Below are 23,976 nucleotides of genomic sequence, written 5' to 3'. Positions count from 1 at the left end.
ACTGAAGGGGACCTTAACGAACGGAGTCCCTTTCCATGTTTAAACATGTCCCTTTCAAGAGGACGATGCTGGCCAGCATGCTGACGCTGGCTTCTGGCGCTGTAACGTCTGCTTACGCAGCGCCTGCGACAGCCTCTCCAAAACAAGATTCTGCTAAACCAAACATTGTTGTCATCTTCGGTGACGATATCGGTTACTGGAACCTGAGTACCTACAACCAGGGTACGATGGGTTATGACACCCCGAACATCGACAGCATTGCTGCTCAGGGTGCAAAATTCACTTCTTACTACGCTGAACAAAGTTCCACCGCGGGTCGTTCTGCGTTCATTACCGGCCAGATGCCATTCCGTACCGGGATGAGTAAAGTGGGTATGCCAGGTGCACCACAAGGTCTGCAAAAAGAAGACCCGACCATTGCTAACGTCCTGAAACAGCTGGGCTATGCAACCGGTCAGTTTGGTAAAAACCACCTCGGCGACCGCGATGAGTTCCTGCCAACCGCGCACGGTTTCGATGAGTTCCTCGGTAACCTGTACCACCTGAACGCAGAAGAAGAGCCAGAGAACCCGGATTATCCGAAAGACCCGGCCTTCCGTAAGCAGTTTGGTCCGCGTGGCGTTATTAAGAGCTCCGCAGATGGCAAAATTGAAGATACCGGTCCACTGAACATTAAGCGTATGGGCACTGTTGACGAAGAAACGTTAGCGGCGAACAACGACTTCATGGAACGTCAGGTTAAGGCTAACAAGCCGTTCTTTACCTGGTTCAACACCACCCGTATGCACAACAAAACTCACCTGAAAGATGCCAGCATTGGTAAAACAGGCTTGGGTACGTATGCCGACGGTATGGTTGAACACGATAAGATGGTCGGCGACGTGCTGAAGAAGATTAAAGATCTCGGCATCGAAGATAACACCATCGTTATCTACACCACCGACAACGGCCCAATGACGGCAACCTGGCCAGATGCGGGCGAAACCCCGTTCCGTGGTGAGAAAAACACCGGCTGGGAAGGCGGCTTCCGCGTTCCTGCGATGGTTAGATGGCCGGGCCACATCAAGCCAGGTACCATCGTAAAAGACATGTTTGCAAGCTACGACTGGTTCCCAACGCTGGTAGCCGCAGCAGGCGATCCGAACATCAAAGATCAGCTGTTGAAGGGTTACAAAACCCCATCCATCACTTACAAAGTGCATCTGGACGGTTATAACCAGCTCGACTTCCTGCAGGGTAAAGGCGAAGATCAGCGTAAAGAGTTCTTCTACTGGAGTGATGACGGTGATCTGCTGGCGATGCGTTACGGTCGCTGGAAAGCACACTTCATGATCCAGGAACACGAAGGCCTGGATCTGTGGCGTTATCCGTTCACCAAACTGCGTGCTCCACTGCTGTTCGATCTGGAAGTGGATCCACTGGAGAAAGGTGACAAAGGTATGGGCTACCAGAGCTGGTTCTACGACCGCATGTTCCTGATGGGCGGTGCGCAGAAATACGCGAAAGAAATGCTGGCAACCTTTAAAGAGTTCCCACCACGCCAGAAGCCAGGCTCATTCACCATCTCTGATGCATCAGCGATGTTGGAGCAAGGCTCTAATATCAACAAATAAAGTTGATATACTGAGGCATTGAACCTCATGCTCAGAGCGGGTTGCGATTGCAATCCGCTCTGCATTTTGAACTACGCTAATTGTGCGCTTTGTCGGTTATTACACCTTAGGGGTTTGCTATGAAGTACAGCACCACACTACCTGTAAAAGCATTACCGTCTGCGGAAAAATATGACGGCAAAGGTCCAGAGTACAAGCGCCGCTTCCACGTAATGGCCAAACCCTCCGGCTCCACCTGCAACCTCGACTGCACCTACTGTTTCTACCTGTCTAAAGAACAATTACTCCATCAGGACAGACACACCGGGATGAGCGATGAAGTGCTGGAAAAATTCATTCGTCAGTACATCGACGGACAGGATGGCGAGCAGGTTGTCTTCTCCTGGCAGGGCGGCGAACCGACCCTGATGGGACTCGAATTTTTCGAAAAAGTGGTCGCATTCCAGAAGCAGTACAAAAAACCGGGCCAGCAGATTGAAAACGATTTGCAGACCAACGGCGTACTGATCAACGACAAATGGGCTGCGTTCCTCAAAGAACATAAGTTTCTGGTGGGCATCTCGATTGATGGCCCACGAGAATTGCACGACCGCTATCGCGTCACGCGCAGCGGCAAACCGACCTTCGATAAAGTGATGGAAGGCGTGGATGCGCTCAAGCGCCACGGCGTCCCGTTCAACGCGCTGGTAACCGTCAACCGTACCAACGCCCGCTTCCCGCTGGAAGTGTATCGCTTCATGACCCGCGAACTGGGCGCGACCTACGTGCAGTTCAACCCGTGCGTCGAACCTGTCGATTTCAAAAGTACCGCGCCACAATTCTGGCAAGACGATTCAATTCCGATTACCGGCAGCCGTCGCGCGCGCCCGGGTGATTTAGACTCCATCGTCACCGACTGGTCGGTTGATCCCGAAGACTGGGGCACCTTCCTGATTGCGGTGTTCGAAGAGTGGGTCAACAACGATTTAGGCCGCGTGCAGGTGAACCTGTTTGAAACCGCCGTGGCGCAGACCATGGGGATGCCGGCGCAGATTTGCACCGCCTCCGAGTTCTGCGGCAAGGGCCTCGCTATTGAAAAAAATGGCGACATTTTCTCCTGCGACCACTACGTCTACCCGGAATATCAGATTGGCAATATCGAGAACAGCGAACTGTCGCATCTCGCTTTCTCCGAACGCCAGCAGGCTTTCGGCATGGGTAAAAAAGATACTCTGCCGGAATACTGTAAAACATGTCCTTACCTCAAATTGTGCTGGGGCGAATGTCCGAAAAACCGTCTGGTGCGGACTCCCGACGGCGAACTGGGCCTGAACTACCTTTGCCCTGGCATCAAGGCATTCTTTAACTATGCTGAGCCGATTCTGGTTGGGATCGCCACGCTACTGAAACGTGATTTTGCAGGAGTGAAAAAATGAATAGCAGGGAAAAACTGCTTCAGTTAGAACAACGCATGAACACCCAGGTACTGGGTCAGGAAGAGCTGGTGCGCATGCTGATTATCGCTCTGCTCTGCGATGGGCACGTGCTGCTCGAAGGCCTGCCAGGCCTGGCGAAGACCCGCGCGGTACGCGAGCTGGCCCGTCACGTTGAAGGCGAGTTCCGCCGTATTCAGTTCACGCCTGACTTGCTGCCATCAGACATCACCGGTAGCGAAATTTATCAGCAGAACGCCACCCGCGAAGAGGACCAGTTCCGCTTTCGTCCAGGGCCGGTGTTCGGCAACGTTATTCTCGCCGATGAAATCAACCGTGCGTCTGCCCGTGTTCAGTCGGCGCTGCTCGAAGCGATGGAAGAACGCCACGTAACGGTTGCCGGGAAAACCTGGCCGCTGCCGGGCGTCTTCATGGTGCTCGCCACGCAGAACCCGGTGGATCAGGAAGGGACCTGGCCGCTTCCGGAAGCACAGCTCGACCGCTTCCTGATGAAAGTTCTCGTCGATTACCCGTCGAAAGAGAACGAGCAGAAAGTCATGCAGATGGTGCGCGCCGAACAGCAGGCCAAATATCAGGCCCTGGCGAAGAGCGAAACCGCACAGCCAGAAGAGAGTTTGACCCTTTCGCAGCAGGAAATTGCCGCCAGCTGGCAGGAGATTTCCGCCGTATACGTGGCGCCTGCGATTGAGGAATACATCGTCAACCTGATTGAAGCAACCCGTTATCCGCAGAACGTCAGCGACACGCTGGCAAGTTACATCCACATCGGCGTTAGCCCGCGTGGTTCTCTGGCGCTTGACCGCTGTGCTCGCGCGCAGGCGTGGCTCGAAGGCCGCGATGCGGTACTGCCGGAAGACGTGCGCCGCATCGCACCGTCGGTTATCCGTCACCGCCTGATGCTAAGCTACCAGGCCAGCGCCGATAACTGCACCGCTGATGACGTGGTGAAAATGTTGCTCGACGCCGTGGTGGCGTAATGGACAGCCGCCTCAGTGTCGACCGTGAGACGCTGCTTGCACTGGTCAACGACGCGCGTCTGATTGCCAACCCGCCAGGGCAAATTCCCCCGGGCGCGCTGGCAGGTGAACGCACCTCAAAACAGCAGGGGCGCGGGCTGAATTTTGACAGTCTTCGCCGCTATCAGCCAGGCGACGACGTACGTCTGATTGACTGGCAGGCAACAGCCCGCCTTCGTCAGCCGTGGATCAGACTGTACAACGAAGAGCGTGAGCGCCCGGTGTTTCTGCTGGTCGATCAGCGCCTCGATATGTTCTTCGCCACGCGAGGACAGACCAAATCCGTCGCCGCAGCAAAAACTGCGGCACTGCTCGCCTGGCGCAGCTGGCATGACGGCGACCGGGTCGGCAGCCTGGTATTTAACGATACCGACATGGCACTGCAAAAATGTCGTCCTCCGCGTACCAGTCTGAATCCAATCCTCGATACGTTGCAGCACTACAACCAGCTGCTGCCGGAGCAGTATCCGACTGAACCCGTCGCCACCGTTACGCTGTCCGATGCCCTTCTGCGTGCCAGCGGAGCTATCCCCAACGGCGCATGGGTGGCGGTGCTCAGCGATTTCCACGATCTGGACCACAACTGCGACGCCCTGCTTGCCGGGCTGCGCCGTCGCTGCGAAGTCAGCGCCTTTGTGGTACTGGATGATTTGCACAAGCGTCTGCCCTCTTCCGGCGCGCTGGCAGCCACCTGGCAAGGTCACGAGGCGGCGTTTACGCTCACCCCCGGGTTAAAGGCTGACATTGAGCAAAGCACCACGACTCGTCTTGCCCGCCAGCAAAGCCGCCTGACACGGCTCGGCATTCGCGTGAATCATCTGGTGGTCACTCAGGATCTGATTAAGCAGTTACAAAAAGGTATCTGAATGCTCGAGAAAGGATTTACCGTGCCCGCGCTTTCGCAGCCGGTGCTACCTCCCTCTCCTTCCTGGTTCCCTCTACCGCCGGGCTGGCTGGTCCTGGGTGCCCTGCTGCTCGCGGTTCTCATCGTTTATCTGTTTTTCTACTGTGCCCGCTACCGCCGCAATCGCTGGCGTCGCGACGCGTTGTCCGTTTTGCCTGCATCACACAGCGTCGACAGCTGGCTGAATTTGATTAAACAGGTGCTGCTGGTTCACCAGCCGCGCGCGACGGTCAGTAACTGGCTGACCGCAGAAGCGTTGTTACAGCAGGTTCCCCTTGAAAACGGATTGCGCCAGCAAATGTGTGCCAAATATTGCCAAAGAGATAACCGGCTTGCGGACGATGATGAATCACGGTTGCGCCAACAATTGGCACAATGGCTGAAGGAGCTGCCTGATGTCTGAGCTATTTTCACGGATTGATTTTGCCTGGCCGTGGGCATGGCTGTTACTGCTGTTGCCGCTGCTGGGCCGCTATCTGCTATCGCAGGACAAACAGCAGAAAGAGCACGTTCGCGTGCCGTTTTTGCCCAATCTCATCGACGAATTAAAACTCGACAGCCAGCCGGTACGTGACGGTTGGCTACGCGGGGCGATGTTCTGGCTAGTGTGGGCGCTGTTGGTTTGCGCCCTGACCCGTCCGGAATACCTCACGCCACCGCAGCATATTCAGAAGCCGATGCGCGACATGGTGCTTATCCTCGACGTTTCCGGCTCGATGCAAAAAAACGACGTTGAAGGCGGCATCACGCGTTTGCAGGCGGTTCAGGCGTCGGTGCGCAAATTCGTGACGGCGCGTAAATCTGACCGCATCGGGATGGTGATTTTTGCCAGCAGCGCCTGGCCGTTCGCGCCGGTGAGTGAAGATAAGCAGGCGCTGAACATGCGCATTAATCAGCTCGCACCGGGGATGATCGGCCAACAAACAGCGATCGGCGATGCCCTTGGCGTGGCGGTAAAGGTGCTCGATTCCGGTACCGATAAAGAGGCCAGCAAACTCGCTATCCTGCTGACCGATGGCAACGATACCGCGTCGCAGCTTTCGCCGGATCTCGCCGCACAACTCGCCGCTTCACACCACGTTCAGGTGCATACCATCGCCTTTGGCGATACGCACAGCGTCGGGGAAGATAAAGTTGACCTGCCGCTGTTGCAGCAGATTTCCCAGACAACTGGCGGCAAATCGTGGACCGCCGCCAACTCCGGCGCGGCACTCGACAGCGTCTGGAAAGAGATTGATGCCATCACGCCGGTACAGGTGAAAAGCATCGGCTGGTCGTGGCATCTGCCGCTATTTGCCTGGCCGCTCGGAGCTGCCATGCTGCTGTTGTTCCTGCTGGCTGTGGTGCGACTTATCAGGGAGAAACGGTCATGAGTGACTTCCACTTTATCTACCCGTGGCGTTTGCTGGGGCTGATTGTTGCCGCCCTGCTGGCATTTCTGCCCTTCGCCGGGGCCAGTGCCTGGCAGCGCATCATGGACAAACCGTTCGCGCAAGCGCTGATTATCGGACGTTCAAAACGCCTGACCCAAGTGCTGCCGTGGCTGTTCGCGCTGGGAGTGATTGCCCTCGCCGGACCAACCTGGCAGCGTGAGTTTCCCGCAGCCCTGACGCCGGAAAGTAACGTGATGGTGGTCATGCAGCAGGACCTGGCGATGTACGCTCAGGACCTGACGCCGAGTCGCAACGAACGAATGCAAAGCAAAATCAGCAGCTTGATGGATAACGCACCCGGCGCACGATACGGTCTGGTGGTGTACAGCAATCAGGCATTTGTTACCACACCGCTGACCCAGGACCCGCAGTTCTTCTCGCTGTTCCTGCACGCGCAAAACCCGTCGCTGATGCCGGAAGGCCCTGGTTCTGGCCTGAAGGCCGCCATTGAACTGGCTATCAAAAACAGCCCGGCCTCGCCGCGCAGCCTGATTCTGGTGGCAGATACACTGACGGACGCCGACGTGGCCTACCTCGAAAAGCTCAAAGCACCGATTCAAATTTGGGTGCCGGGTACCGCCGCGGGCGGCACGCTGCCGGAAAAATACGCCAGCCGTGGGATAGACACTCGACTCAACGTTGAGCGTTTCAGCTCAGTGCGCGAGGCCGGCATTCCGGTCACGCTGGTCACCGCCGATGACAGCGATTTGCAGGTAGTGCAGAGCCATATTCAGCAGTCCGTCACACAGCAAAACAACGCCCGCAGTGACCTGCACTGGAAAAACAGCGGCTGGCTGCTGGCGATCCCGATGCTGGTGCTGCTGTTCTTCTGGCGTCGCCAGCTGATTTGTATCGCCCTGGTGATGCCGATGATGTTCTGGTCTTCCCACAGCGACGCCGCCTGGCTCGACGCATGGGTGAACCCGGACGTTCAAGGCCAGCACGCGTTTGAGAAAGGCGACTACCAAAAAGCCGCCGAACACTTCCGCGATCCGCTGTGGCAAGGCATCGCCTGGTACAATGCCGGAAACTTTACCGCCGCTGTGGGCGCATTCCACCGCGCGCCGCAAACGCCGGAAACCTTGTTGTGGACCGGCAATAGCCTTGCGCAGCAGAAGCAGTGGCAGCAGGCGCTGGACACCTACGATCAGGCGCTGAGCCTGCGCCCGGACTGGAAAATGGCGCTGGAAAACCGCGAAAAAGTGTCGCACATCGTCATGCAACTGCGGCTGAAACAGCGCGAGGCTGAGCAGGAGCAAGGGGATGACATGGATGATGGACCAGACAAAGTGCTGAAAGACTTGAAAAAAGGCCAGGGCGTGAAGCAAAAAGACATTGGTGCCATCAAAGGCACTTCGCCGCAGCTTAATCAGTGGTTTGAGAATTTACAGGTGTCACCATCCGGCCTGCTGGAAAGTCTGTACCGCAACGGAGCCCAGGAGACGACGCCATGAAACGCCTGTTAGCACTGCTGATGGTGGCGATGCTCCCGGCCCATGCGGCAATGGACATCACTCGTGAAATCGTGGCCCCGAAAAGCATTGTACCGGGCCAGCCGGTGACCGTGGCAGTCACGTACTGGACCGACAGCTGGTTTAATCCGCCACCAGAATGGCCTGAGTTTAAGGTTCAGGAAGGGGTATTACTCAATACGCCGCTGCCAAACCAGTTAATTACCCGCCAACAAAACGGCATCTCCTGGAGCGGCATTCGTCTTGAACGCCAGTTGATGGCCTGGGATCAAGGCACAGTGCGTCTGCCTGCGATCGACCTGACCATCACCTCTGCTGGCCAGCCACCGACGACGGTGCACCTGGATACGCTTGAATTGCCCGTCAACTGGCCGAAAGGTGTTGAGCAGCCAGACCGCTTTTTACCCGCTCGCGGCCTTTCACTGACGCAGACCATCACCCAGTACCATGCCGGAAAAGATAAAACCCTGCGGGCGGGAGATGCGGTCGAACGTGTGGTCACCGTCAAGGCTCAGGATATTTTACCCGCGCAAATCCCGCAGATTCTGTACGCCATTCCTGGCGATGAGAGCCAGCGTCTGACGCCGGAAAATAGTTTTATCAAAAGTGGACGCGGTGATATCGAGGGCGCAATCCGCGTGGAAAAGCTGCGCTACATGCCAACCGACTCCGGTACCCTGACGCTGCCGCCAGTAAAACTGCGCTGGTGGGATACCGAACACCATCAGTGGCAACTGGCGGAGCTGAAAGGCGAAACACTGAAGGTCGAAAGCGCCCGCGCCGCAGGCAAAGAATCTGCCCTACGCGGTAGCACTGGCGACACGCCGTGGCATGTTGCCATCGGCCTGCTGGTTCTGCTGATTCTTGGCGCAACCGGCTGGTATGCCCGTCATCAGCTACGCCAAAGTGCGAACTGGTTACATCACCGCTGGCTTCGCTTCTGGCAGCCAGTCACATTGCCTGAACTTGCCCCCGTTGAAAGGAAAAAACGATGAAAAAATCACTTCTGACCTGCATGCTAATGCTGGGTTGCAGCACGCTGGCGCACGCCGACCCGCTTTCTGCCTGGAATGACACTGCGGCCAAACAGTCGATCGAACAGTGGGTAGAAAACTCGACGAAACAGGGCAGTAACTCATTTATTCCTGAAGATAAGCGCTATGTGGTGTTCGACAACGACGGCACTCTGTGGCCGGAAGCGCCGCTGACATTCCAGATCCAGTTTATTATTGATGAAATCAAGCGCCAGGCACCGGAGCATCCGGAATGGAAACAGGACCCGCTCGTTAATGCCGTTCTGACCAATGATCTGAAAACCGTGGTCAAAGCGGGAAATAAAGGGCTCCTGAAACTGCTGGCGATGACCCACAGCGGTATGACCACCGACGATTTCGACAAGCGTGTTTCCAGCTGGCTTGAAACCCATAAAGATGCGCGTTTTGGCTGTCGCTACGACCAGATGGGCTACCAGCCGATGCGCCAACTGCTCGATTATCTGCGTGAAAATGGCTTCAAAACCTGGATTATCTCCGGCGGTGGTATCGACTTTATGCGCGTGATGTCGCAGAAAATGTACGGTATTCCACCAGAGCAGGTGGTCGGTTCCTTTGCGTTGGGTGAATTCTCTCTTACTGACAACGGTACGCAAATCCGCAAAACCATGAACGGTGCGTTTAACGACGACGAAGCCAATAAGCCAGTGGCAATTCATCTGTTTATGGGGCATCGCCCGGTGGCGGCCTTTGGTAACAGCGACGGCGATTTGCAGATGCTGCAATACACTGCCGCTAACCCAGATTACAAAACTTTCGGTCTGCTGGTGCATCACACCGATGCGACGCGTGAGTATGCCTATGACAGCCATCCACCCGCCAGCGGGAAACTGGAAGCCGCCCTGCCCGTCGCGAAAGCCAAAGGCTGGACGGTGGTGGATATGAAGCAGGACTGGAAAACGGTATTTGATCCGGCAATGTGTCCGGCGAAGTAATGGCGCAGTCGCTGCCATAAGCGATCTCGGGGCGGAGGGTTCTTAGGCTGGTAGTGTTGACTTCGGTTCGCCGATTTCAAGCGAGGGCGTGAATTGCCATGCTGAAGGTCTGCGCGCTTTTGCTGAAGGTCTGCGCGCTTTTAGTGGCATCAAAATCGCTGGAGCGTTCTCTGAAGGCCGGGTCAGCCCGCAGGGATGCGGGCTGAGGGCGCGACTTACAGGGACGTTGCATCGCGCCCGACCCGATAGCCGGAAGAGATAAGCGAAAGGCACCGCAAAGCGGCGATTTTGTTAGCCAAAGCCCGGGGGTGAAGGGGGCGGCGGCGACTGGCCGCCCCTTTCGCGCTCCTGTTGCCGGGAACATCATAAAAGTACTGGACGAAAAGGAGCGCAACAGTCCGCCATACTGAAAAGGTGAACGGAACAAACCTCCGCTCCCGGGAGCAATCGAGCGCCTACTCCAGAATTGTCTCACCCACTTTCGTCGGTTTCGAAAACAGCAGTACCAGCGGCAACAACAGGAAGCATAGAAACATCATCAGGCGGAAATCCTGATAGTAAGCCATGACTGTCGCCTGACGGGTGACTTCGTTGTTAATAGACATCAGCCCGGCCATATTGTGCAGGCTATACATACCGTGATGAATGTCATGCTGAAGCGCTTTGTTAAACGGATTGATAAACCCGGAGAACACACTGTGATTACGCTGGCTCTGCTGAGCGAGGTAAGTGGTCACTACTGAAATACCAATACTGCTACCGATATTACGAATCAACGAGTACAGCGACGTCCCTTCGGTACGATATGAGGGGGCCAGGGTTGAAAAGGTGAGCGTCGAGAGCGGCACAAACGTCAGACCCATGCCGATACCCTGCACAACCCCGGAGCTGATAATTTCCCACTGGCTCATCCACATACTGAACTGCGTCATCTGCCACAGAGAAATCGCCATCACCACCACGCCAAGCGCAATAACGTAACGCAGGTCGACTTTACCGGCGATGCGTCCGACGATCATCATGCTGAACATGGTGCCGAAGCCGCGCGGGGTCATCAGCAGGCCCACGTCGATAACCGGATAGTTCATGAAGTTTTGCAGCAGCGGCGGCATCAGCGCCATCGTGGCCAGCAGGATAGTGCCCATCATAAAGCTGAACAGTAGCCCAACCACAAAGTTCTTATCGCGGAAAATACCCGGCTCGATAAACGGCTTTTTGGCAGTGAAAATATGCGAGACGAAAAGATAAAACGCCACGCCCGCCAGCACTGCTTCGATGATGATTTCACCGCTCGAGAACCACTCTTTCGACTGGCCCCGGTCGAGGAACAGCTGCAGGCTGCCGATCGCCACGCTCAGTAAGAAGAAGCCCAGCAGGTCAAATTTACGTTTTGCATCAATCGCCGTTTCGCTGACGAAGGTGCTGATCCCAAGCCAGGCCAGCGCGCCAAACGGGATATTGATGTAAAACACCCAGCGCCAGCTGTAATACTCGGTAAGCCAGCCACCGAGCGCCGGGCCGAGGATGGGGCCGACCATCACGCCCATGCCCCACATCGCCATCGCCGATCCGTGCTTCTCTTTCGGCCAGGCATCCAACATTACCGACTGTGACAGCGGCACCAGGCTTGCGCCAAAAATCCCCTGTAGCAGACGGAAAATCACGATTTGATCGAGAGACTGTGCGGCCCCGCACAGCATTGAAGCCACGGTAAAACCGACTACAGACCACGTGAACAGGCGCTTACGCCCGATTCGCGCGGCAACAAAACCGGTCATCGGCATCGCAATCGCGGCAGCGACAATATACGAAGTCAGCACCCACGACGTCTGGTCCTGAGTCGCGCCCATTGCGCCCTGCATATGCGGCAACGCCACATTGGCGATGGTGGTATCCAGCGCCTGCATGATGGTTGCCAGCATCACCGAGAAGGTGATCAACAATCGTCTGTCGGCAGTACGCTTCAGTGGCTGCGGAGCAGCTATCACATCAGACATAACGGACCTCCTCAGGACGCGCGGTTGGTGCTGGCCTGGGTATCAATTTTAATGGTGGCGCTTAAGCCCGCGCGCAGCTGTGGCTGCTTAGCGTCGGTTTCCAGACGGATACGAACCGGCACGCGCTGGGTCACTTTTACCCAGTTCCCGGTGGCGTTTTCCGCCGGGATAACGGAGTACTCAGCACCCGTCGCCGGGCTGATGCTGCTCACTTTGCCATGCCAGGTCACGCCCGGGGCGTAGTCGACGCTGATTTCAGCCGTTTCGTTATCACGGATGTGGGTTAAATCTTTCTCGGTAAAGTTCGCTTCGACATATAGATTCTGATCGGAGACCAGCAGCATGGCGGTGGTCCCGCCCTGTACATATTCCCCGGTCTGCAATACTTTGGTGATATTACCGGACGATGGCGCATATTCGTTAACGTGAGTCAGGTCATTCTTAGCCGTATTCAGATGCGCCAGCGCTTCTTTATAGCGCGGGTGTTTTTCCGCCGGCAGAGAAATATCGCCGCCGAAACTGTCGACCACTTCCTGCAATTGCTTTTGCAGCATGTTCACTTCCAGCGCCATCAGCAGGGTTTTCTGATGCGCACCATCGAGTTCCGACGCTGACACGTAGCCCGGGCCGCTCAGGCGATGCAAACGACCTTCTTCACGCTTCGCATAGGCATACTGACTTTTGGATACCGCGATGTTGGCGAGCTTGCTCTGATATTGCGATTTAATGGTATTTAAATCGATAACGGTATTATTCAATTCAGACTTCGCCTGCGCTACCGCTAATTCATACGGTTTAGGGTCGACGCTAAATAATAAATCGCCTTTATTCACATGCTGGTTTTCTTTTACCGCCACGCGTAATACACGACCGGACACCTCCGCGCCGATAGTGGTTTTATCCGCTTTCACGTAAGCATTATCGGTTTCAACATAACGACCGCCGGTTAAATAGAGCCAGCCGCCCGCCGCAACGCCCAGAGTCGGAACGACAAGTAATAAGATAAAACGTAATTTTTTAATATTCATGTGCAGGTCTCATTATTTGAGCGATACCCACGTCGAAAGAGAAACAAAAAGAAACGCAGATGCCCTGCGCGACGGACAGGTTGCATCTAAGTTGAAGTGTTCAGGTATCAGCAGAGTTATTGATGAGATGAATAATACTTAGCTTGCTTATAATGAACTAAGCACGCTGTGCTATTGGGGGTTTAATTATAAATTTGATTGGCTGGAACGCCTTATTTTCAGGCGTCCGGCGAGAGTCAGATGGGTGGCGGCATCTTCGGCATTACAGAGATATTCGACCGCCAGTCTGCCGAGCTCACCATAAGGCAGCTGAATACTTGTGAGTGGAGGGGTCATCTGTTCAGAGATTTTCTGATCGTCATAGCCCGCCACCAGCATCTCGTCCGGAATCCGCACCCCGAGCGTGGAAAGAGCCTGATAACAACCAATCGCCAGCCAGTCGCTGGCACAGAAAATCGCGTCAGGGCGCGACTCGAGCGCCAGCAGCGTCTCTGTCGCCTGGTACGATTCGTTAAACTGCCAGTTAGTCTGCTGCACCCACTCCGACTGCGCCGCAATTCCCGCCTGCGCCAGCGCGGCCTGGTAACCTGCAAGACGCTGTCGGGTAGCCTCCATCCAGGATTCGCCAGTAATATGCGCGATGCGCGTCGCACCTTGGTTTATCAGGTGCCGCGTGAGCTGAAAGGCATTGGCGTAATCGTCCGGCACGAACGATGGCAGTAGCGGCGAATCCGGGTCACGCTGATTGAGCAACACCAGCGGTAACGTGGTGCAGTCCTGAAACGCCGTCATGTCAACCATCGTCGTCACCGGCGAGGCAAGGATGATTCCCACGCAGTTGCGCTTTTCCAGTTGACGAATGATGTTCAGCGCCAGTTCGCTGTCATCGCCGTAGTCGTACACCGTGAGCAGCACTTCGTTACGCCACGCCGCATCCCGCGCCTGACTGATGGCATCAACAAACGGATCGTAGCTTTGCAACGAGCTTATCAGCAGCGCGATTTCTTCCTGATTACGCGGGGAATGAATGGCCGGCAGGCGGTCATAGCCCAGCTCGCCCGCCACGGCGAGAACCCGCTGGCGCGTCTCTTCACTGAGTTTTATATTGCGCGACTGATTTATCACCAACGACACCGTGGCCTGTGAGACCCCGGCAGCGCGAGCGATTTCGTTCATCGTGACCTTATTTTTGCGCTTCATTTTCCCTGCCCCACGGCTAACAGAATCAACATCATACCTGCCCTTGTCCGATTTCGGCAGGGGTGTGCGCTCTGCGTCACGTTTCCTGGCGCTCTGAGCATCGACTTTGTGACGCTGTTCGCTTTTTTACCACTCGCCATTTGCTCATTTATCCGTCGGCTAATATTTATTAGCTAAACATTATCAGTCAATGAGGTTAACAATGAAATCACAATGGACTCAAGCGCAGGCGCAAGCGTGGTATCAGCAGCGTGGCTGGCTGTGCGGCTTTAACTATCTGCCGTCGAGCGCGGTGAACTGGACCGATATCTGGCAGAAAGAGACCTTTGACGCGCCGACCATCGAGCGCGAACTCGGTTGGGCGGCGGAGGCGGGCTACAACTCGCTGCGCATCAATCTGCCGTTTATCGTTTGGGAGCATGACCGCGACGGGCTGATGGCGCGTATCCATCACTTCTTACAGATTGCCGACGGCCACGGTTTCAGCACCATGTTGACGCTAATGGACGACTGTGGCTTTTCCGGCGACGAGCCGTATCTCGGCCAACAAAAAGCCCCGGTGCCGGGAAAACACAACAGCCAGGCGGCGGCGAGTCCGGGCCGGGCGAAAGTGTGCGATCGCGACGAATGGCCGCAGATTGAACGCTACGTGCGTGACATCGTGCGCGAATTCCGCAGCGATAAACGCGTGCTGTTGTGGGATCTGTACAACGAGCCGGGCAACCGCGGGATTTTCGCTACCGGCACCGTCGAAGTGCAGTATGACGAAAAGCTGGAAAACTACGCGCACGAACTGATGCAGCGCGCGTTTGAGTGGGTGCGCGATGAGGATCCTGAGCAACCGCTCACCGTCTGCGCGTGGCGTTTGCCACCGGAAGAGGAAAACGAAACTTACTATCAGCATCCGCTGGACCAGACCGCGCTGGCACTCTCCGACGTGGTCAGCTTCCACGCTTACACCAACACCGCGCGAATGGTCGCCATCATTCACCAACTCGAGCAGTTGGGCCGCCCGATGTTCTGTACCGAATGGCTGGCACGCCACGTAGGCAGCACCATCGAAGAACAGTTACCGCTGATGCATGCCGCCAACGTCGCGCCGTACCAATGGGGACTGGTGCGCGGGAAAACCCAGACCTGGCTTCCATGGCCGGTAGTGATGACTAACTCACCGGACTATTGCCGCCTGTGGTTCCACGACGTCTTTGAAGAGAACGGTATTCCTTTCTCAAAAACGGAAATGGATCTGGTGCGGAAACTGAGCAAAATCGGCTTGCACCCTGCTCGTTAATAACACGAATAATGTTAGCTAACCCGGTGGTTCGCCACCGGGACGAAAGGTACGCACTATGGCAATTACAATGAAAATACCGTCACGCGAGTTGTGGTCCTATTTTGGCTATGGTTTAGGTCAGTGTTTTAGCTTTGGTTTAGTGGGTTCGTTCATTAACTATTTTTATACCGATGTGCTGGGGATTTCCGCCCTCGCCGCCAGTACCATTTTCCTTATCGCCCGCGCCTGGGATGCGATTCACGACCCGCTGTTTGCCAGCATCATGGACACCATCAACAGCCGCTTCGGCAAATTCCGTCACTTTATGCTGATTGCGCCACTGCTGATAACCGGCGTGACCCTGCTGTCGTTCTATAAAATTGAGGCCGACACCACCACCAAAATTCTGTACGCCGGGGTGACCTATATTTTGTGGGGCACACTGTACGCCATTTCCGATATTCCGTTCTGGTCGATGTCATCAGTGATGACCAACGACTCCGCCCAGCGCACGCGTGCAGTGACGGCCGCGATGCTCGGGGTCAATACAGGTATTGCCTGTGCCAATATCTTCTTCCCCAAACTGACGGCCTTCTTCGCGCAATACAGCAACGATAAAGGCTACTTTATGGCGGCGCTGGTAATGATGTTGGTTGGTCTGCCGCTGATGCTCAACGGCTTTATGCAGATAAAGGAGCGTGTACCGCCGAGCCCGGAAAAGGTCACCATGCGCGACACGTTCCACAACTTACGCCAGAACAAGCCACTGTTTATCATTCTGCTGTCATTCTTTTTCTGCGTGTTCCATAACGTCGCCAACGGCATTTATATTTACTTCTTCATCTACAACATGGGCGATGCCAGCCTGCAAATGATTATCGGGGTGATGGGAATTGCCGCGGCGGTTATCTGTCTGGTCGCGCCGATGCTGACGCGCAGGATGCAGAAGCGGAAGCTGTTTATGCTCCTTTGCGGACTGGATGTCGCGGTGCGGGTGGTGATGTGGTTTGCCGGGTATCAGCACACGGTGATACTGTTCCTGCTGCTGGGGCTGAGCACCATCTTTGTCATGATGACCAACCTCCTGACCTCCTCGATGATTGCCGATACCATTGAGTATGCCGAATACCACACCCATAAACGCTGTGCGGCGATTACCTTCTCCGGGCAGACATTTACCGGCAAGATGTCAGTGGCAGTGGGCGGCGGCCTGATTGGGGTTTTCCTGACCATGATTGGCTATGTGCCGCAGGCGCAAAGCCAGAGTGACTCGGTCCTGAACGGCCTTTTCTTTGGGATTTGCCTGTTGCCCGCTATCGGTTCGTTGATTCGTTTAGGGTTTATGTCGCGCTTTACCTTCACCGAGGAGAAGCACGCAGAGATTTGTCGCCTGTTGGCAGAACGGCGTCATGCCCGTGAGGATGAAGCGGAAAAACCGGCGTTGGATCCGCGCCCGGTTTCAGCGAATTAATTTGAGAGAAATGCCCGGCGGTACTTCGTTTGCCGGGCACTCGCTTCAAAAATCTTACTCGTCGAAGTACCAATAACCCTGGTTAATGAAGGCTGTCAGCTCGGCGATAAACGCCGGGTTTTGCAGCGCATCGCCCAGTTCCTGTTGGCCGAGTTCGGAGAATCGGCACAGCGCGTCGGCGGCTTTGGCGTCTACCGCCTCCCAGCCTTCGCCATTGATGAAGAAGCTGTCACCAATGTGCAGTACGCGCAAACCGCTCAGACGAACCAGCATTTCACCGCCCGTCAGCGCATCCAGCACTTCTTCTTGCGCATAGGGTGGCTCTGCCGGGGCAATATCCAGCTCGTGGCGCGGCGTAGATGCGAAACGGCCAAACCACTGCGCGAAATCTTCCGGCTGGCTGATAACGTCGATCATCATGTTACGCAGACGCTCAAGCTCATGTGCTTCAACCTTGCCCGGATGCTCGCGGACGGTCAATTCCGGGTCGCCGTAATGCGCGCCACCGAGATCGTTTTCCAGCGCGTAATCAGCAAAGCTGCTGATCAGGTCGCGACCGTTCGGTCCACGGAAGCCCACGGAGTAGTTCAGCGTGTTTTCAAATGTGTATCCGTCATGCGGGAATCCAGGTGGGATATAGAGAATATCGCCAGGCTCCATTTCAACATCGATAATCGGTTCAAAGGGATCAACGTGCAGCAGCGCTGGATGCGGGCAGAACTGACGCATTGGGATAGCATCACCCACGCGCCAGCGGCGGCGGCCCATGCCCTGAATGATAAACACATCGTAGTTATCGATGTGCGGGCCAACACCACCGCCCGGCACCGAGAAGGAGATCATCAGGTCGTCCAGACGCCAGTCCGGCAGCACGCGGAACGGACGCACCAGCTCCGCCGACGGCGCATGCCAGTGGTTGACCGCCTGAGCCAGCAGCGACCAGCCGGTTTCGCCCAGACCGTCGAAATCCTCGAACGGACCATGGCTGGCGTCCCATTGTCCGTCAGTTTGACGGACCAGACGGCTGTCGACTTCTGGCTCCATTGCAAGGCCTGCCAGCTCATCTGGCGTGATCGTGTCAACAAAGTTTGGGAAGGCATTTTTCAACACAACGGGCTGTTTCTGCCAATATTTCTCTAAAAACTCGGGCCAGTTAAGGTTCAGTTGGTTAACCATACAATCACACCAGTAAGAGGATAAACGGTGGTGATTATGCAAAATGTGGCCAGGGACGACCTTGTTGAGGGTCAAGGGTTGGCGAAAAAATGAATCATCCCGTATTTTTTAGGGGGATTTAAGAAATCATTAAGAACTGTCGGGTAAGATAATCCTCACGTTACTGAACACGGAGTGTAAAACCATGACGTTCGCTGTTATCACCAGGAAAACAACCGTTGCCCTGCTTTTGCTGGCACTGCCCGTCGCCTCTGCCTTTGCCCAGTCAAACCTGACCGGCTGTGCCGCGAAGAAAGACGAGATCCAACAGCAGATAGACTATGCCAAAGCGCATAACAACAGCTACCGCATTGCCGGGCTCGAAAAAGCGCTGTCAGAAGTTTCTGCCAATTGTACCGACGCGTCACTGCGCGCAGAACGTGAAGCTGACGTGCGTAAAAAAGAGCAAAAGGTTGCCGAGCGCGAGCAGGAACTGACCGAAGCAAAAGCGTCGGGACGCACGGATAAGATTCAGAAAAAGCAGGAAAAACTGGATGACGCTAAACACGAATTAGCCGACGCGAAAGCTGAATTGAATAAATAACGAAATCGCCTTCGGGCGATTTTCTGTTCGTTACCCTCTCATGAAAAAATAAGACACTTCCGGCCAACCATTTAATTATAAACAACTCCAGTCTCAGGCCACCTCTTCATCCATTATATAATCATAGGATAGTGTTTATATTAAACGACTTACTGTCAGCGCCTCTGTTTTATCTCGCCTGACACCGTTAAACCTTTTCTGAATATTCTCTCAGTGGCAATCTTTATTGTTTATGCAATGCGTTGATTTCCGCTTTCCGTTAGACAGAAGGTACTCACCGCTTTCATTTCCAGGCAAACGCACGCATGAGCAAAAGTAAGAAAATTTTAAAAAATGCCGAGATAATGAGGATGCTCATTGCCCTGTCCTGCGCGGTGGCACTGATTTCAACGGTGCTGAGCTGGTGGCAAATCTCGACGGTCTCCCAGCACTACATTGCCGCCCGCGAGCGCGCCGAGAAATTCAACACCATCAAGATGATGCTGAATGCCAATCACCTGATGGGCAATGAACGGGGTTACTCGAACGAATATTTGCTGGAATCGGCCCAGGATGCGCTACACGCCAAAACCGCCCTGACGATGGCTCGGGAGAAAACCGATGAATCCCTTAAACAGCTCAAAGCGATTCCCGAACTCTCCGATGAGGTCGCAGATGCCGAAGAGGGTCTGAGCATCGCCCGACGCAAAGTCGATGACGTGATGACGATGCCACATAAAACATCGACTGAAGTCTACCGTGCGATGAACGTCCTGCTGGACGCCACCGGAGCCTTTAATAAACTCACGATTTCGGTATCGATGAATTATGCCAGCAGAGACATTGCGGGCACCGGTTATTTCTATACTCTACTTTCCCTTGGCGAAATCAGGGATACGCTGGGCCGAATGGCGACGCCCTATCTGTACTCCCTGCGTTATGACATTCCCATTTCGTCAGCCGATCTGACTGCCACCACTAAACGCCAGGCGCGTCTGAACGTATTGTGGCTGATGCTTGGCAGCCTGAAAGAAAACCCGGCGCTGAGCGGTGATTTGCAACGCGCGCGCGATGATTACAATAACAAAACCGAATTTCTGATTAAGTCCGTCGACAATCAGATGACCTATAACGGCCTTAAGCATATCGATGCGGTGAATTTTTCGATTCAATATCGCGAAGGCTTGAGCAGTTTCCAGTTCCTGGAACAAAAATATCTCGACAATTTGGGCAACTTTTTCGCGAACCAGACCGAACAGTCCTTCTCACGTCTGGTCGAGGTTATCGTCTCTCTGATTGCCCTGTTGTGCATCATTATCACCATCTGCATCTTTATTAATTTGCGGGTGCTGAAACCACTCCTGACGCTGAACGAAACCATCCGCAATGTGATTGATGACAACATCAATAAAAAAGGCACCGACGCGGAAGATGCGGCGGAAATCCAGAATTTGTTCAAATCCATCGATCTATTAGACGGCGTGTTTAAGCAGCAAAAAGCAGAAACCAAAGTGCTGACCCGCAAGATGAATGAAGATCCGTTGACGGGGATTGGCAACCGTCGTTTCTTCAATGAACAGGTCGCTCAACTTCCGGAACAACTTCCAGATGGCGCCTCAATCTGGCTGGCGATTATCGACGTCGATCACTTCAAACGGGTTAACGACACGTGGGGCCATCCCTTCGGGGACGAAGTGCTGATTGGCCTGGCGCGCACGCTGCAAAGCAACTGCCGCACCGGGGACTTTGTCGCCCGCTTCGGGGGTGAAGAGTTCGCGGTGATGTTCAACGCCGGTTCAGACGTGCTGGCGCAAAAAATTCTGGCTCGTTTCCAGGAGAATATTCGTGCAATGCGCTTTGTCGCGCCCGATGGCAATCAGGTCGGTATCACGACTAGCTTCGGTGCTGTTCAGGTTGATGATGCGTCTATCGAAACGCTGCTGGAAAAAGCCGACACGGCGCTATATCAGGCAAAATCCGATGGACGCGATCGCGTATCGTGGGCTTAAGCCTGCTTAAAACTTGATAACCCCCCCCCCCCAGGAATGCCCTGTTCCTGGGGGGCTACATGCCAATTGTAACGATCACCCCGCGTTCAGCGTCTGGTGATTGCCATGGAACCTGGCACCGCCGAGAGTCCTCATCGTCACCCGCACACTGTTGAGCTGCTATTCCCGCTAAGCGAGTGGTTAGATACCGCCGCAGTAGTCTGCATTCGCCTAAAAAAAAACGGCTTTCCCATTAGAGAAAGCCGTACCAGAAGGTAAATGAAAAGAAAAGTCAGACTATTTTTACCGATGAGCGACCGGAATATTGGCCGCTGTGGCAGGTGGAATAATGGCTTTTACACTCTGTAGCGCAGGCGTTGCAGGATGCGCGACTTTGTCCCCATCCTGGCCGAAGAAGTCTTTTAAGGTATCTGAGGCGGTTTTCGTAAGGATCATGATTTCAATACGACGGTTCGCTTCATTCTTCGGGTTGGCTTTATCAAGCAGCATCTGATCTGCCATGGCGTTAACCTGCAAAACCTTCCCATTTGGCATACCCGCCTCTTCCAGGATTTGGCGCGCCGCCAGCGCACGATCGCCTGACAGATTCCAGTTATTGTAATGGCCACCACGGTACTTCAGTGCATCGGTATGTCCGGTGATGATCATTTTGTTATCCAGCGAATCAAATACCGGCGTCAACTGCGTCAACAGCGTTTTAAAATACGGTGAAATCCGGGTGCTGCCGACGGAGTACATTTGGTGATGGTTATCATCTTTGATAAGCACGCGCAGGCCTTGAGGCACAATTTCAATCTCGAGGTTCGCTTCCATCTTTGCTTTCTGAGCAATGTTATAAATAGTGGTCGCCAGCTCCCCTAATTCATGCGCATTCTTTTGCTTCAACAGGGCTGTGTTTTCCGTGCTTCTGATAGGCATATTCAGCTGGTTGTTCATGACCGTACTGGGATGCGCATTGGCGTGCGCAATCCGGTTTGCCAACGCCCCGTGGACGCCCTGGGAATGAATCGGGTGCAGCGTGGCGGAGATGTTGTTGAGTGGCGTCATGCCGCCGCCGTGAAAGATGGACTGGTTATACAACGCAGCCACGACCTGCGCGCGCTCTTTCTTGCTGACGCTGCCGACAATCCACAGCGTCATAAATAGCGCCATCATGGCGAGGGTGAAGTCAGCAAACGCGACTTTCCACGCCCCGCCGTGGTGGGCCGCATGGCCTTTTTTGACCTGTCGGCGGATGATGGTTTTGTTGGGCATTCGCTCCCGACGGCCGGGTCTGTTTCTTACACTCATTCCTGCTCCAGCATCGTGTTGACCCAGGAGTCAAGATTGGAGAAGGTCGGCTTCGAGGCCAGATGCAGTAATTTACGACCGGCGTCCACCGCCAGCAGTGTGGGTTTGCCCGCCGCCTGCGCCACCAGCACGGTACGCACGCACTCCAGCAGGGAGTGTTCAGCACGCGCCTGCAGTTCCATGGCGTTGGAAAGGGGATCCATGATGCAGTAACAGATGAAGACGCCCATGAAGGTTCCCACCAGCGCCGCCGCCACTTTCAGACCAATCAGCGCAATCGAGCCATCGATTGACTGCATGGTGATGATGATGCCCAGAACCGCCGCACAGATACCAAAACCCGGCATCGCTTCCGCTGTACGTTGTAACGAACGGGATGGCGTCAGCAGGGATTCTTCTGCGGTTTCCAGTTCCTGATCGAGAATACTTTCCAGCTCGTGGGCGTCAATTTTTCCCATCGCCATCAGGCGAAAGTTATCGGCAATAAATGTCACCAGACGCTGCTGAGTCAGCACCAGCGGGTATTTCTGGAAAATGGTACTTTCCGCTGGCTGTTCGATGTGCTGATCGAGCGCACGCAGGCCGCCGTTCTGCACGGTTTCCAGCAGTTCATACAGGCACAACAGCATCTGACGCTGAAATTCCGGCCCCATTTGCTTTTTGCTGATAACGCCTTTGATCTGGTGGAAAATTTCCTTCAGGACGTGCATAGGGTTGCCAATGATCATCGCCCCTGCCCCCGCACCAATAATGATGATCATTTCCGCAGGTTGCCAGATAGCCACCAGCTGTCCACCGGCTTCAAAATAACCACCGAAGACACAAACCAGCACTACGAGTAACCCCAATATTTTTTGCATGACACCCTCAATTCAATCACTGACAGCGGTTAATCGCTGCCGTTTATTCCTGATAAAAAAATGCACGGATCTTTTCCATGATCCGTTTATTCATTTGGCACACGCGGGATTCAGTCACCCCTAACACCAGCGCTATCTCTTTAAGATTCATGCACTTCTGGTAGTACATTGCCAAGACTTGCCCTTCGACCTCCGTCAGCTGCGCGAGCGCCTTGCTGAGGAGATCCTGAGTAATGAATTGTTCTTCAAGCCGACGGCCATGGAACACCTGCTCGTCCTGATCGGTGGACAACAGTTCATCCAGGCTGGACATTGTTTCCGCGTTTTCCAGCTGTAGATATTCCTGATACTCGTTGGCATCAATCCCGTGGGGAGCCAGTTCGCTCCACTCCGGTTCATGACCGAGTTGCTGACGTAGCGTTCGGATCAAGTCTTTGATGCGATGGTATTTTTGTCGTAGCTGTCGCGGACGCCAGTCAAGACTACGAAGTTCATCGAGGATCGCCCCTCGAATGCGTTGGCTGGCATATCCGGCAAAGTTTTCATCCGGTACGCCATAACGGCGAATAGCGCTGAGTAAACCCATCAGCGCTATCTGCTCCATATCCTGTCGATCAATGATGTGACTGCATTGATGCGACAGCTGGCGAACTATTTTGCGCACCAGAGGAAGCCAGCCCATAAGGTGCTGATTTTCTTCCTGTGGTGTCATCTGGAGCGTTACCTGGAACGCTTGCCCTTCATACTCTTGCTGCATCGTTTACTTTCACATTTCTCTACGGCCGGCTGCTACTGGAAGACTGCTTTCGTCACCAGAACATCACAGAATGGGGGATCCATATGGCGGTTTTGCAACTCACTTCTCAGCGCCTTCGCCAACAGATCGCGAATATCGGGAACCGTCATGTACTGAATATCGTCAAAGCTTTTCTGCGATAACGTGCTGACGATAATGCTCTGATACAGCGACTCGTCGTCACGGACGATGTTCTGCTTCTCTTTCTCGCTCACGCCCAGCGCCAGCGCCATCAGCACGTAGTGGTGCCCACCGTTGCTGTCGTTGAGCGTCACGACCGTTTCCGGAAGCGAAATGAACGTCAGGTTAGCCTTGTCGACTGGCGCTTCTTTTTGGACTGAGACCGACGTCATGTGGCCTAACTTGCCCGATTTCATGAGGTAGTAGCCCGCACCACCGCCAATAAGGACGACGAGACAGGCGCTGATAAGGCTGGCGGCAATAATCTTTTTCATT

The 23,976-nt window shown here is 54.7% G+C and carries 21 protein-coding genes and 1 pseudogene; 14 read left to right on the top strand and 8 right to left on the bottom strand.

Annotated elements, in window-relative coordinates:
- The first annotated feature begins 35 nt into the window (after positions 1–35).
- From MUU46_RS16605 to MUU46_RS16565, 9 genes are all read left to right on the top strand, one after another.
- Complete coding sequence (locus MUU46_RS16605) at positions 36–1,613, top strand: arylsulfatase (protein ID WP_159754735.1); 1,578 nt, start codon at positions 36–38, stop codon at positions 1,611–1,613.
- A gap of 119 nt (positions 1,614–1,732) precedes the next feature.
- Positions 1,733–3,028 carry an anaerobic sulfatase maturase gene (locus tag MUU46_RS16600; RefSeq protein WP_159754738.1) on the top strand — a complete coding sequence of 432 codons (1,296 nt, stop codon included), beginning with the start codon at positions 1,733–1,735 and terminating at the stop codon, positions 3,026–3,028.
- On the top strand, positions 3,025–4,023 hold the full coding sequence (locus MUU46_RS16595; protein ID WP_159754741.1) for an AAA family ATPase: 999 nt from the start codon (positions 3,025–3,027) through the stop codon (positions 4,021–4,023). The genes MUU46_RS16600 and MUU46_RS16595 overlap by 4 nt, the downstream gene beginning before the upstream one ends.
- Positions 4,023–4,928: a DUF58 domain-containing protein gene (locus MUU46_RS16590; RefSeq protein ID WP_159754744.1), complete on the top strand. Its 906-nt coding sequence runs from the start codon at positions 4,023–4,025 to the stop codon at positions 4,926–4,928. The genes MUU46_RS16595 and MUU46_RS16590 overlap by 1 nt, the downstream gene beginning before the upstream one ends.
- On the top strand, positions 4,929–5,369 hold the full coding sequence (locus MUU46_RS16585) for a DUF4381 family protein (protein ID WP_159754781.1): 441 nt from the start codon (positions 4,929–4,931) through the stop codon (positions 5,367–5,369).
- Positions 5,362–6,339, top strand: coding sequence for a VWA domain-containing protein (locus MUU46_RS16580; protein WP_159754784.1), 978 nt, complete (start codon positions 5,362–5,364; stop codon positions 6,337–6,339). Before MUU46_RS16585 ends, MUU46_RS16580 begins: the two co-directional genes overlap by 8 nt.
- Entirely contained in the window at positions 6,336–7,853 is a 1,518-nt protein-coding gene (locus MUU46_RS16575; RefSeq protein WP_258966092.1) for a tetratricopeptide repeat protein, read from the top strand. Before MUU46_RS16580 ends, MUU46_RS16575 begins: the two co-directional genes overlap by 4 nt.
- Complete coding sequence (locus MUU46_RS16570) at positions 7,850–8,866, top strand: BatD family protein (protein WP_159754790.1); 1,017 nt, start codon at positions 7,850–7,852, stop codon at positions 8,864–8,866. The genes MUU46_RS16575 and MUU46_RS16570 overlap by 4 nt, the downstream gene beginning before the upstream one ends.
- Positions 8,863–9,858, top strand: coding sequence for an HAD family hydrolase (locus MUU46_RS16565; protein ID WP_258966091.1), 996 nt, complete (start codon positions 8,863–8,865; stop codon positions 9,856–9,858). The genes MUU46_RS16570 and MUU46_RS16565 overlap by 4 nt, the downstream gene beginning before the upstream one ends.
- Before the next feature lie 455 nt (positions 9,859–10,313).
- On the opposite strand, the gene MUU46_RS16560 is transcribed toward MUU46_RS16565, so the two are convergent.
- The 3 genes from MUU46_RS16560 to MUU46_RS16550 form a co-directional block, all read right to left on the bottom strand.
- Positions 10,314–11,855 (bottom strand): DHA2 family efflux MFS transporter permease subunit, encoded by a 1,542-nt coding sequence (locus tag MUU46_RS16560; RefSeq protein ID WP_258966090.1) that lies wholly within the window; start codon positions 11,853–11,855, stop codon positions 10,314–10,316.
- A gap of 11 nt (positions 11,856–11,866) precedes the next feature.
- The gene (locus tag MUU46_RS16555) at positions 11,867–12,883 is read right to left on the bottom strand and encodes an HlyD family secretion protein (RefSeq protein ID WP_258966089.1); all 1,017 of its coding nucleotides are present in this window, start codon (positions 12,881–12,883) and stop codon (positions 11,867–11,869) included.
- Positions 12,884–13,069: 186 nt separating this feature from the next.
- Entirely contained in the window at positions 13,070–14,083 is a 1,014-nt protein-coding gene (locus MUU46_RS16550) for a LacI family DNA-binding transcriptional regulator (protein ID WP_258966088.1), read from the bottom strand.
- Positions 14,084–14,285: 202 nt separating this feature from the next.
- On the opposite strand from MUU46_RS16550, the gene MUU46_RS16545 reads away from it, so the two are divergent.
- Together MUU46_RS16545 and MUU46_RS16540 are read left to right on the top strand one after the other, a co-directional pair.
- Complete coding sequence (locus tag MUU46_RS16545; protein WP_159754805.1) at positions 14,286–15,374, top strand: cellulase family glycosylhydrolase; 1,089 nt, start codon at positions 14,286–14,288, stop codon at positions 15,372–15,374.
- 58 nt (positions 15,375–15,432) lie between these two features.
- On the top strand, positions 15,433–16,827 hold the full coding sequence (locus tag MUU46_RS16540; RefSeq protein WP_159754808.1) for an MFS transporter: 1,395 nt from the start codon (positions 15,433–15,435) through the stop codon (positions 16,825–16,827).
- Between the two features lie 54 nt (positions 16,828–16,881).
- Here MUU46_RS16540 and MUU46_RS16535 read toward each other — a convergent pair whose 3' ends face one another.
- A complete protein-coding gene (locus MUU46_RS16535; RefSeq protein ID WP_159754811.1) occupies positions 16,882–18,003 on the bottom strand; it encodes a ribosomal protein uL16 3-hydroxylase in 1,122 nt (373 codons plus the stop codon).
- Positions 18,004–18,187: 184 nt separating this feature from the next.
- On the opposite strand from MUU46_RS16535, the gene MUU46_RS16530 reads away from it, so the two are divergent.
- From MUU46_RS16530 to MUU46_RS16520, 3 genes and pseudogenes are all read left to right on the top strand, one after another.
- The gene (locus MUU46_RS16530; RefSeq protein WP_258966087.1) at positions 18,188–18,586 is read left to right on the top strand and encodes a DUF1090 domain-containing protein; all 399 of its coding nucleotides are present in this window, start codon (positions 18,188–18,190) and stop codon (positions 18,584–18,586) included.
- Between the two features lie 350 nt (positions 18,587–18,936).
- A complete protein-coding gene (locus MUU46_RS16525) occupies positions 18,937–20,574 on the top strand; it encodes a GGDEF domain-containing protein (RefSeq protein ID WP_258966086.1) in 1,638 nt (545 codons plus the stop codon).
- Positions 20,575–20,649: 75 nt separating this feature from the next.
- A pseudogene (locus MUU46_RS16520) lies at positions 20,650–20,748 on the top strand (DUF6016 domain-containing protein); the annotation flags it as partial.
- A 108-nt stretch (positions 20,749–20,856) separates the two neighbouring features.
- On the opposite strand, the gene lafU reads toward MUU46_RS16520, so the two are convergent.
- From lafU to MUU46_RS16500, 4 genes are read right to left on the bottom strand one after another with little or no spacing between them, the layout of a single operon-like run.
- Positions 20,857–21,864 (bottom strand): putative lateral flagellar export/assembly protein LafU, encoded by a 1,008-nt coding sequence (gene lafU, locus MUU46_RS16515; RefSeq protein WP_258966085.1) that lies wholly within the window; start codon positions 21,862–21,864, stop codon positions 20,857–20,859.
- Complete coding sequence (motA, locus tag MUU46_RS16510) at positions 21,861–22,724, bottom strand: flagellar motor stator protein MotA (RefSeq protein ID WP_159754840.1); 864 nt, start codon at positions 22,722–22,724, stop codon at positions 21,861–21,863. The genes lafU and motA overlap by 4 nt, the downstream gene beginning before the upstream one ends.
- A gap of 43 nt (positions 22,725–22,767) precedes the next feature.
- Complete coding sequence (locus MUU46_RS16505) at positions 22,768–23,481, bottom strand: FliA/WhiG family RNA polymerase sigma factor (protein ID WP_159754843.1); 714 nt, start codon at positions 23,479–23,481, stop codon at positions 22,768–22,770.
- A 32-nt stretch (positions 23,482–23,513) separates the two neighbouring features.
- Positions 23,514–23,975: a flagellar basal body-associated FliL family protein gene (locus tag MUU46_RS16500; RefSeq protein WP_159754846.1), complete on the bottom strand. Its 462-nt coding sequence runs from the start codon at positions 23,973–23,975 to the stop codon at positions 23,514–23,516.
- Position 23,976: the final 1 nt, after the last annotated feature.

Origin of the sequence: Scandinavium tedordense, from assembly GCF_024764965.1 — a bacterium.
Lineage (GTDB): Bacteria > Pseudomonadota > Gammaproteobacteria > Enterobacterales > Enterobacteriaceae > Scandinavium > Scandinavium tedordense.
Note: the sequence above shows the minus strand (reverse complement) of the source record. Positions and strands in the feature narration are given on the sequence as shown.